Origin of the sequence: Methanoculleus sp. UBA208, from assembly GCF_002498065.1 — an archaeon.
GTDB lineage: Archaea > Halobacteriota > Methanomicrobia > Methanomicrobiales > Methanoculleaceae > Methanoculleus.
In genome coordinates, this window is sequence record NZ_DAFZ01000103.1 from 1 (window position 1) to 9,054 (window position 9,054).

Consider the following 9,054-nt stretch of genomic DNA (forward strand, 5'->3'; position numbering starts at 1 on the left):
CGCACGTGGGGATGAACCGGCAATCTGCGAGTGCAAAATAACCGCAGAGAAGAGTTCCCCACGCACGTGGGGATGAACCGAAGGGGCAGCTCCGGACCACGTGCTCCCCTGAACGTGCTTAAAAACAGCAAATCCGACTTGAGAACGGTTGGAAAAACCGTTAACCTCTTCACTTTCGCCTCACGAAGGGGTACTATATATTATACCAGGACCATTCAAAGATCAACAAGAGATCTCCCGTCACCTCCTGAGATGAAGCCTATGGATCCTACTCCTTCCTATCTCCAATATTGGGGCAAAAAAAGCAGGGACGAACATACTCCAGCGTTCCACCTGCTCCCATACCATGCCCTCGATGTGGCCGCCGTAGGCTCACTCCTGCTCAGGAACGACCCGCTGCTGCGAGAGCGCCTCAGCATAATCGGCCTTGAAGAACAGGAACTCGAATCGCTCATAGGCTTCCTCCTCGCCGTCCACGACACAGGCAAATTTTCAACGCCGGCGTTCCAGTTGATGGGCTCGGACCTCCCAGCAGAAAACCGGATGAAAAGGCACCATGCCGACCTCGGATACCGGCTCTGGAGGGAGCACCTCTGGAGAAAGGCGATTGATGAAGGGTGGATCGCTCTCAAGGACGGAATGGATGCGGATAACGGATGGCGCATCATTGATCCGCTCCTCAAATTATCCTGCGGCCATCACGGCAGACCGCCGGATGAAGAAGGGACATCGATAAACGAGTGGTTCACCAACGAAGATAGATTTGCGGCGGAAGAGTTTGTCAGAGACTGCACAACGCTCTTTCTCGGCGACAGGCCGCTCCCCCTATCCGGAGGACGGGAGAGCATCCGGGCAATCAAAAAGGCATCCTGGCTTATCGCCGGCCTCTGTGTGCTTGCCGACTGGATCGGATCGGACGAACATTACTTCCCGTTCAGAGAAGACATCGTCGATCTCTCGCGATACCTGACCGACACCGCCTTTCCGAATGCAGCGACGGCAATCAGGGAAAAAGGCGCCATTCCAGCCGTACCGTCGCAGGAGCGCAAGATCGAAGATCTCTTCCCGGAGATATTCCCCGAACATACGCCGACCCCCCTCCAGGCTTACGCATCTTCATGCCCTCTGGGAGAAGGGCCGCACCTCTTCATCATCGAAGACGCCACCGGGAGCGGAAAGACCGAGGCGGCTATCACCCTTGCACACCGGCTCATGGTTGCCGGAGAAGGGCAGGGGATCTACATCGCGCTTCCGACCATGGCAACAGCCAATGCCATGTACGGCAGAGTTGAAACTGTTGCAGAAAGGCTCTTTGAGAATAACACGTACTCCACAGTTCTTGCTCACTCGGCCAGCCGGCTCTATGGCGCGCTCAGGGCGTATCTCGAAGGAAAAGAGGGGGTGAGAAAGTACAGTTCTTCCGGAGCGGCCTGGCTCGCGGACAACAGGAAAAAAGCCCTTCTCGCCCAGGTGGGTGTGGGGACCATCGACCAGGCTCTCCTCGGAATCCTCCCGGTTCGCCACCAGTCGCTCCGGCTCCTCGGCCTCTCGCGAAACATCCTGATCGTCGACGAAGTGCATGCCTGCGACCCGTACATGCACGAACTCCTGCAACGGCTCCTGGAGTTTCACGGCGCCATGGGAGGCAGCGCCATCCTCCTCTCCGCCACACTTCCTGCAAATCAGAGAAAACAACTCGCCAAGAGTTTTGCACGCCGTATCCCGGACATGGAAACAGAACTCCAGGCAGACGGCTACCCCCTCCTCACCCATATTTCACGGTCAGCTCCAGAGGAACGGATCTTCCCCATGGCACGGGAGCGGCGGATCGCCGTCTCCCTGACTACATCACCGGACGAAGCGGATGCAGCAGTCGTCACCGCAGCACGGAGCGGGATGTGCGTCTGCCGGATCAGAAACACCGTCGACGATGCCGTCGCAACGTGGCGACGTCTCTCCATGATCCTGCCCGAAGGGACGGTACACCTCTTCCACGCACGTTTCACGCTCGGTGACCGCCTGAAGATAGAAAAAGGAGTCGAGGATCACTTCGGCAAAAAGAGCACCCCGGAGAGCAGGAGAGGCCAGGTAATCGTCGCTACCCAGGTGGTGGAGCAGTCCCTCGACCTCGACTTCGACTTCATGGTCACCGATCTTGCTCCTATTGACCGGATTATTCAGCGAGCAGGAAGGGTTCACCGGCACGAGCGTGGAGAACGAGGCACACCGCACATCATGGTGCTTGCTCCGGAAACTCCGGAAAACCCGGATGAACGGTGGTTTTCCAGGATGTTCCCGGGAGGTGCAGCGGTCTACCCGGATCATGCACGCCTCTGGCTTACCGCAAAACTGCTCTCGCGAGGCGAGATCAAAATCCCTGGAGACGCTCATCCTTTCATCGAGGCCGTGTTCGGCGACGAGAGCGAAACTGCGATTCCGGCATCTCTCCGCTTACTCGCCGCGATGGTGCGGGGAACCGAGTCTGCAGACGCATCGTTTGCAGCACAGAACGCCCTCAAACTGAAACCCGGCTACTCGGCAACCGGTGAAGGGTGGAGGGCCGACGTCAGGACCCCCACCCGTCTTGGAGAACCGTCGGTGACGCTCAGGCTTGCCCGGTGGGACAATGACCGGATCGCTCCCTGGGCTGATGACCCCGATCCCCGGATCGCATGGGACCTCAGCCAGGTGAACATCCGCGAGAGCCAGGTTGCAGCCGCGGCAGAGCACACCGGCCCGCTTGCAAGGGCAGTTGAGACTGCGATTGCAGCAATGCCTGACCGGGGGCGGAACGCCGTTATCGTCCCTCTCGTTTTGGAGAACGGAGAATGGACAGGTGTTGCAGCACAAAAGTCAGGAGCGAAGGTTCGGGTGAGGTACAACAGTGAAGAGGGACTTGCTATTGCCAGAAAAGAGGCAGAAAATTCAGACCACGACCGTGTCGAGTCTGATGTGGAACGAATTGAAAGTGATGAAGGTAACCCGAGGTGATATCCATCATAAATCTGATTACTGACAGGTGGATCCCGGTCAGACGGAGAAACGGAGAACGAGAAACCATAGAACCGTGGCGAATCACCGATGGGGATGGGAGCGATAATCCGATTGTATCGATAGCCTCTCCCCGGCCGGACTTCGACGGCGCTCTTGTGCAGTTTCTCGTCGGCATCTGCCAGACAGTCCTCACACCTGAAGACGACGAGGAATGGGAAAATTTGCTGCTCAATCCTCCAAGCGAGGATGATCTGAGGGCGAAGTTCGAACCGATCGTCCCGGCATTCAACCTCGGTGGTGACGGACCGCGGTTTATGCAGGATGTCGACATTGAGGATGGAGCCGACTGGAGCGTAGATAACCTCCTGATCGGAATGCCCGAAAAGACGAAGATCAGTGACAATACGGACTGGTTCGTCAAGAGAGGGACAGTGCAAGGGCTTTGCCCGAAATGTGCCGCCATGGCACTCTTCACCCTCCAGACAAATGCTCCCGGTGGGGGACGCGGTCATATGACCTCCCTCCGGGGTGGGGGGCCGATGACCAGCATCATCCTGGGTCCTACGCTCTGGCAGACCGTCTGGGCCAACGTCATCGACCAAGATAACAGGGACGATGACGGAAGCCCGGTAATCGCCAGGGACTCACACAGGTTCCCCTGGATGGGGGATGTCAGAACCAGTGAAGCGGGCACACCAACAACACCGCGGGATGCCCACCCCGATCAGGCTTTCTGGGCGATGCCAAGGAGGATCTTCCTCGACTTCGATAATGCCCCCACGGGATCCTGCGACCTCTGCGGTGCAGAGGACGAACACCGGATCATCCGGTTCCGGACAAAACCTTACGGGATAAAGTACGCCGGCTGGGTTCACCCGCTCAGCCCGTACTACAGGAAGGATAAGAGTTCAACGGATCTGTTGCCTTTGCACCTGCAGCCGGACGGAATCACGTACCAGAATTGGCTCGGGACGGTCATCAACGACAAAGAGAAGGGGGCGAAGATCTCTCAGAACGTAGCACTTTTTCCCGGCCGTACACCCCCGGGAAAGGCCAGGCAGATCTACTCAGGGCATAGCGGGAGGCCGCGTCTCTGGCTCTTCGGCTATGACATGAACAACAAAAAACCCCGTTGCTACTACCAGGGGACGATGCCGATCATCACTGCTGGAGACGAGTGGGCGGCCTCGTTCGAGGAACTCGCTGCAGGCATGGTCAGAAGTGCAGGAGAGGCGGCGAACAACGTCCGGTGGTGCGTGAAGATCGCGCTCTTTGACAGGCCTTCCGACGTCAAAGGAGATCTCTCGGTGATCACCGCACGGTTCTACCAGGCAACCGAAGAAGCGTTCTACCGGGGTCTTGAAGACACCGCCTCTGCGTTGAGCAACGGCGGCGAAACCTCCGGAATCAGAAAGCGATGGCTTGCAACGCTCAACGATACCAGCAAGCGACTCTTCGACGAGTACTCTCAGATAGACTTCATCGATGCAATCGATGCACAACGAGCGGTCAAAGCCCGCAGACTGCTGACCAATCCATTTTCGAAGGCGAATAGAGCGATCCGGGGGCACCTCGGCATCGCTGACGAAAAAAAGGCAAGGCCTGATATGAGGCAGCGTCATGACTGAAACTATGACACAGACTGAAAAACCATGGCAGGAGACCACTCGCGCAGTGATTGCCTGGTGGGCAACAGTGAATGAGAAACACGGCGAACGGGCAGAACTCCGGCGATGCCGCAGCCCCGCCGAGGTGGCCTTTGTGCCGGCATTCTACCGTCTGAAGATGGCGGCACCACAGAATCTCGATCCCGAAAGGCTTGCGGCCGTTGCCGGGATCCTCTCCCACGTCGAGATCCTGCCCGGGGCAGATGGAGGAGTGACGATAGCCGAACTCTTTGCTCGCCCGGGCGAAGGCGGATCGGCACCCCGCATAAGCGATCCGCGGTTCCGCCGCCTCCTGAGAGTGGCTGATGATGATTATACCGAACTTTACCCAATGCTGACACGTATGATCCGCCAGATCAAACGGAAAGTCCCTGAGTCGGCGATCCCGAGCCTCATCTGGGGAGTCTACCGGTGGAACCAGAAGACGAAGAGATTCTGGGCAGAAGCGTACTACGAACATATCCCACGAAATGAAGATTGAGGTGAAGAAATGACTGATTTTATCCAACTGCATATGCTTGCATCGTATCCCCCGTCGAACCTGAACCGGGATGACCTTGGAACGCCGAAGACCGCCACGATGGGAGGAGTGAGAAGACTCAGGGTATCCTCGCAGAGTCTCAAGAGGGCATGGCGTGAATCTGCCCTCTTCAAGGAGGCCTTTGGCGATCACCTCGGGGTCAGGACAAAAGAGATGGGGTGGCAGGTGTATCTCGCCCTCACGACGGGGCGGACACTCGCTGACGTTATTGCCGAGAAAGAGACAGAGGCAGTAAATCCAAAAATCGACGATAAGAAGGCTGTAACGTGGGCACAGGCAATCGGAGGCAGGTTCGGTAAACTCAAGACGCTAAAGAAGGATGATGATCCTGAAGAAAAAAAGAAGGACTCGCTTTGCGTCGAACAGATGGTTCACTTCAGCCCCGAAGAGATCGCGGCGATCGACGACCTGATCGCAAGTATCTCTACGGACGGAAAGGCACCGACAGACGAGGATCTCAAACTCCTCCGTGAGCAGAACTCCGCTGTGGATATCGCCATGTTTGGCCGGATGCTCGCTGCGTCTCCATCGTACAACCAGGAGGCAGCAGTCCAGGTCGCACACGCGATCACGGTCCACAAGGTCGCAGTGGAGGACGATTACTTCACGGCTGTGGACGATCTCAACCGGGGCGTTGAGGACGTCGGTGCAGGGCATGTCGGACAGGCCGAGTTTGCAGCCGGGCTCTTCTATACCTACATCTGCGTCAACCGCGATCTGCTCATCGAGAACTTGGGCGGTGACGCCAATCTTGCCGATTCGGCTATTCGTGCTCTCGTGGAGACGGCAGCGAAGGTCGGACCGAAAGGAAAGCAGAACAGTTTTGCCTCGCGGGCATACGCGTCTTACCTCCTTGCCGAGCGGGGGAGCCAGCAGCCACGGTCTCTTTCGGTAGCGTTTTTGAAACCTGTCGACGGAGAGGACCAGCTCGACGGCGCGATCACGGCGCTGGCGAAGACCCGGAAGAACATGGAGCAGGTCTACGGATCGTGCGCCGACGGCTACAAAGAGATGAATGCCCTGACCGGAGAGGGAACGCTCGGAGACATCCTCACGTTTGTTGCTGGTAACCATGCCTGAGTATCTCGTATTCCGACTCTACGGACCGATGGCGTCGTGGGGCGGGATTGCCGTGGGGGAGTACCGGCCCGGCGAGAGGAGCCCGACGAAATCGGCAATCCTTGGGTTGATCGGTGCGGCTCTCGGGATTCGCCGGGACGACACCACAACCCAGGCACGCCTGCGAGACGGCTACCGAATGGCGACAATTGCCCACACCCCCGGCAACCTCCTGCGGGACTACCATACAACACAGGTCGCGCCGGAGATCGCACGAAAGCGGAACTGGAAGTTTGCCACACGAAGAGAGGAACTGAGCATCCCACGGGATATGCTCAACACTATCCTTTCAACGCGTGAGTATCTCTGCGATGCCTTCTATACGGTCTGCCTGTGGGAGACAACGGCCGAACCGCCCTATCCGCTTGCCGAGATTGCTGAGCGGCTGAAAAGTCCGGTCTTCACCCTCTACCTCGGGAGAAAGTCCTGCCCGATCGCGCTGCCTGTGCAGTCGCAGATCGTTACCGGAGCAAATCTACAAGAAGCTCTTGAGAAGGCCTCCTTTAAGGATGGGAGTTTTTTGAAGGGGCTTCCCGGAAGGGGTGCCGAAGGGATGCTCTTCTGGGAGGGGGACGAAGAGACCGGATTCTCCACAGGCGCTGCCTATGCAACACCCCGGCGAGACATCCCGACCGATCGGTCGAAATGGCTCTTCGAGGAGCGGGTCGAGCATGAAGCGCGGGTCGAGATCCCCGAGGAGGTGAGGTGATGCACTACCTCTACCGGATCCGCCTGGGTGAAGACGGCGCAGCCTCATCAGGGTTCTGGCAGGCGATCAGGAACCCTTACGAGGTACATGCCATGATCTGGCGTATCTTCTCCGACGGCTCAAAGAAGGAGAGGGACTTTATCTACCGGCTGGATCTGCAGGAGCGTTCTCCGTTGATATACGCCGTCTCAGAGGCCGAACCCGTCGATCTTGATGGCATCTGGCATATCGAGCAGAAAAACTACCAGCCGACCCTCAAAGCAGGGCAGCGACTTGGGTTTTCGCTCAGAGCAAACCCCATCCGAACGAAGCGCGACGAGAAAGGAAAGCAGCAGCGGCACGATGTCGTGATGGATGCAAAAAAACTGCTTGAAACGTCAGGGTGTCCACCGGAGGCCCGCCCCCCCGAACCGGTGCTGGTCCAGAAAGAGGGGTATTCCTGGCTTGCATCGCGCTGCGAGAGGCTCGGTTTTTCGGTGGATGAAGGCATGGTCCGGGCCGATGGATATCGCCGGCACCAGTTCGAGAAACGGAACGGGAAGAAGAATGTCGTCATCAGCACCATCGACTTCACGGGCGTTCTGACTGTAACCGATCCTGACCGGTTTGAGGAAACATTGTACACGGGAGTAGGGCCCGCGAAGAGCTTCGGCTGCGGACTGCTCCTTGTGCGCCCCCTGTGAGGGGCGCAGATGCTCCCCCATCTCAGGGCGATCCCGGTGAAAGAACGCCTTTCCCTCGTTTTTCTGGAGCGGGGCGAACTCGACGTCATCGATGGCGCCTTCGTTCTCGTGGACGTAAACGGGATACGGACCCAGATTCCGATCGGCGGCGTTGTCTGCCTCATGCTTGAGCCGGGGACACGCGTGTCTCATGCCGCAGTCGTGCTCGCCGCCCGGGTCGGGTGTCTCCTTGTCTGGGTCGGGGAGGCGGGAGTGAGACTGTACTCCTCGGGCAGGCCGGGCGGTGCACGCTCCGATCGGCTTCTCTACCAGGCGAAACTCGCCCTTGATGAAGATGCCCGGCTGCGTGTTGTCCGAAAGATGTATGAACTCCGTTTCGGCACGGAGATCCCCGAGGATTATACGGTCAACCAGCTCCGTGGGATGGAAGGTGCGCGTGTCCGGCGGATGTACGAGAACCTTGCCCGGCAACATGGAGTGAACTGGAAGAGGCGAGATTACGACGCTACCGACTGGGGGAGTGGAGACGTCCCGAACCGCTGCCTCAGTTCGGCGACGGCATGCCTGTACGGGATATGCGAAGCTGCGGTGCTCGCAGCCGGGTATTCTCCCGCGATGGGGTTCATCCATACCGGAAAACCGCTCTCGTTCATCTATGATATCGCCGATCTCGTGAAGTTCGATACGGTCGTCCCTGCAGCATTTCGGGTGGCTTCGCGCCACCCATCCGATCCGGAACGGGAGACACGGATTGCCTGCCGCGATGCCTTCAGGTCGACCCGGCTCCTGGAGAAGATCATCCCTCTGATCGACGATGTGCTCGCTGCCGGCGGCCTGTCTATTCCCAAAGCGCCAGCAGGCGCTCTACCCCCCGCGATACCTGAGGAAAACCCATGGGATCCCTGATGGTTGTCTGCGTCGAGAACATTCCTCCTCGCCTGCGAGGAAGGCTGGCTCTCTGGCTCGTCGAGGTGCGTTCCGGTGTTTACGTCGGGAATTACTCGGTACGCGTCCGGGACATGATCTGGGAGACCGTCCTTGAAGGTCTCGAGAATGGAAACGCCGTCATGGTCTGGGCCGAACCGAACGATGCAGGCTATGACTTCGTAACCGCCGGGACGAACCGGCGCATCCCGAAGGAGATGGATGGCGTAAAGTTCATCTCTTTTCTTCCCGAATGTGAAAATGATCATGCAGGATCCTAAACTACGCTTCCAACCTCTGAATATCTCTTATGGTGGAAAGGGGAGTGCATTCTGCATGTGGCATCTTCTCACCGTTGGATAGAAGGAAGGTTCCTTCTCCAGGAAATAAGATGAAGAGTGTTCCCCACGCGTGTGG

General features: G+C 58.1%; 8 protein-coding genes. All 8 read left to right on the plus strand.

All coding sequences use genetic code 11. The annotated features are described in order from the left end of the window. Positions 1-252 precede the first annotated feature (252 nt). Genes cas3 through cas2e form a run of 8 tightly spaced genes read left to right on the plus strand, consistent with a single transcriptional unit; the run spans position 253 to position 8,918 of the window. Entirely contained in the window at positions 253-2,991 is a 2,739-nt protein-coding gene (gene cas3 / locus BRA62_RS10690; protein ID WP_292366556.1) for a CRISPR-associated helicase Cas3', read from the plus strand. Next, positions 2,988-4,622 carry a type I-E CRISPR-associated protein Cse1/CasA gene (gene casA / locus BRA62_RS10695; RefSeq protein WP_292366557.1) on the plus strand — a complete coding sequence of 545 codons (1,635 nt, stop codon included), beginning with the start codon at positions 2,988-2,990 and terminating at the stop codon, positions 4,620-4,622. The genes cas3 and casA overlap by 4 nt, the downstream gene beginning before the upstream one ends. Before the next feature lie 4 nt (positions 4,623-4,626). Continuing rightward, positions 4,627-5,142, plus strand: coding sequence for a type I-E CRISPR-associated protein Cse2/CasB (gene casB / locus BRA62_RS10700; protein ID WP_292366558.1), 516 nt, complete (start codon positions 4,627-4,629; stop codon positions 5,140-5,142). Positions 5,143-5,151: 9 nt separating this feature from the next. Next, the gene (gene cas7e / locus BRA62_RS10705; protein WP_292366559.1) at positions 5,152-6,282 is read left to right on the plus strand and encodes a type I-E CRISPR-associated protein Cas7/Cse4/CasC; all 1,131 of its coding nucleotides are present in this window, start codon (positions 5,152-5,154) and stop codon (positions 6,280-6,282) included. Then, positions 6,275-7,030, plus strand: a complete 756-nt coding sequence (gene cas5e / locus BRA62_RS10710) for a type I-E CRISPR-associated protein Cas5/CasD (RefSeq protein WP_292366560.1) — start codon at positions 6,275-6,277, stop codon at positions 7,028-7,030. Before cas7e ends, cas5e begins: the two co-directional genes overlap by 8 nt. Continuing rightward, entirely contained in the window at positions 7,030-7,713 is a 684-nt protein-coding gene (gene cas6e, locus BRA62_RS10715; RefSeq protein ID WP_292366561.1) for a type I-E CRISPR-associated protein Cas6/Cse3/CasE, read from the plus strand. The genes cas5e and cas6e overlap by 1 nt, the downstream gene beginning before the upstream one ends. A 9-nt stretch (positions 7,714-7,722) precedes the next feature. After that, positions 7,723-8,619, plus strand: a complete 897-nt coding sequence (cas1e, locus tag BRA62_RS10720; protein ID WP_292366562.1) for a type I-E CRISPR-associated endonuclease Cas1e — start codon at positions 7,723-7,725, stop codon at positions 8,617-8,619. Beyond that, on the plus strand, positions 8,607-8,918 hold the full coding sequence (gene cas2e / locus BRA62_RS10725; protein WP_292366563.1) for a type I-E CRISPR-associated endoribonuclease Cas2e: 312 nt from the start codon (positions 8,607-8,609) through the stop codon (positions 8,916-8,918). Before cas1e ends, cas2e begins: the two co-directional genes overlap by 13 nt. The last annotated feature ends 136 nt before the right edge of the window (positions 8,919-9,054 follow it).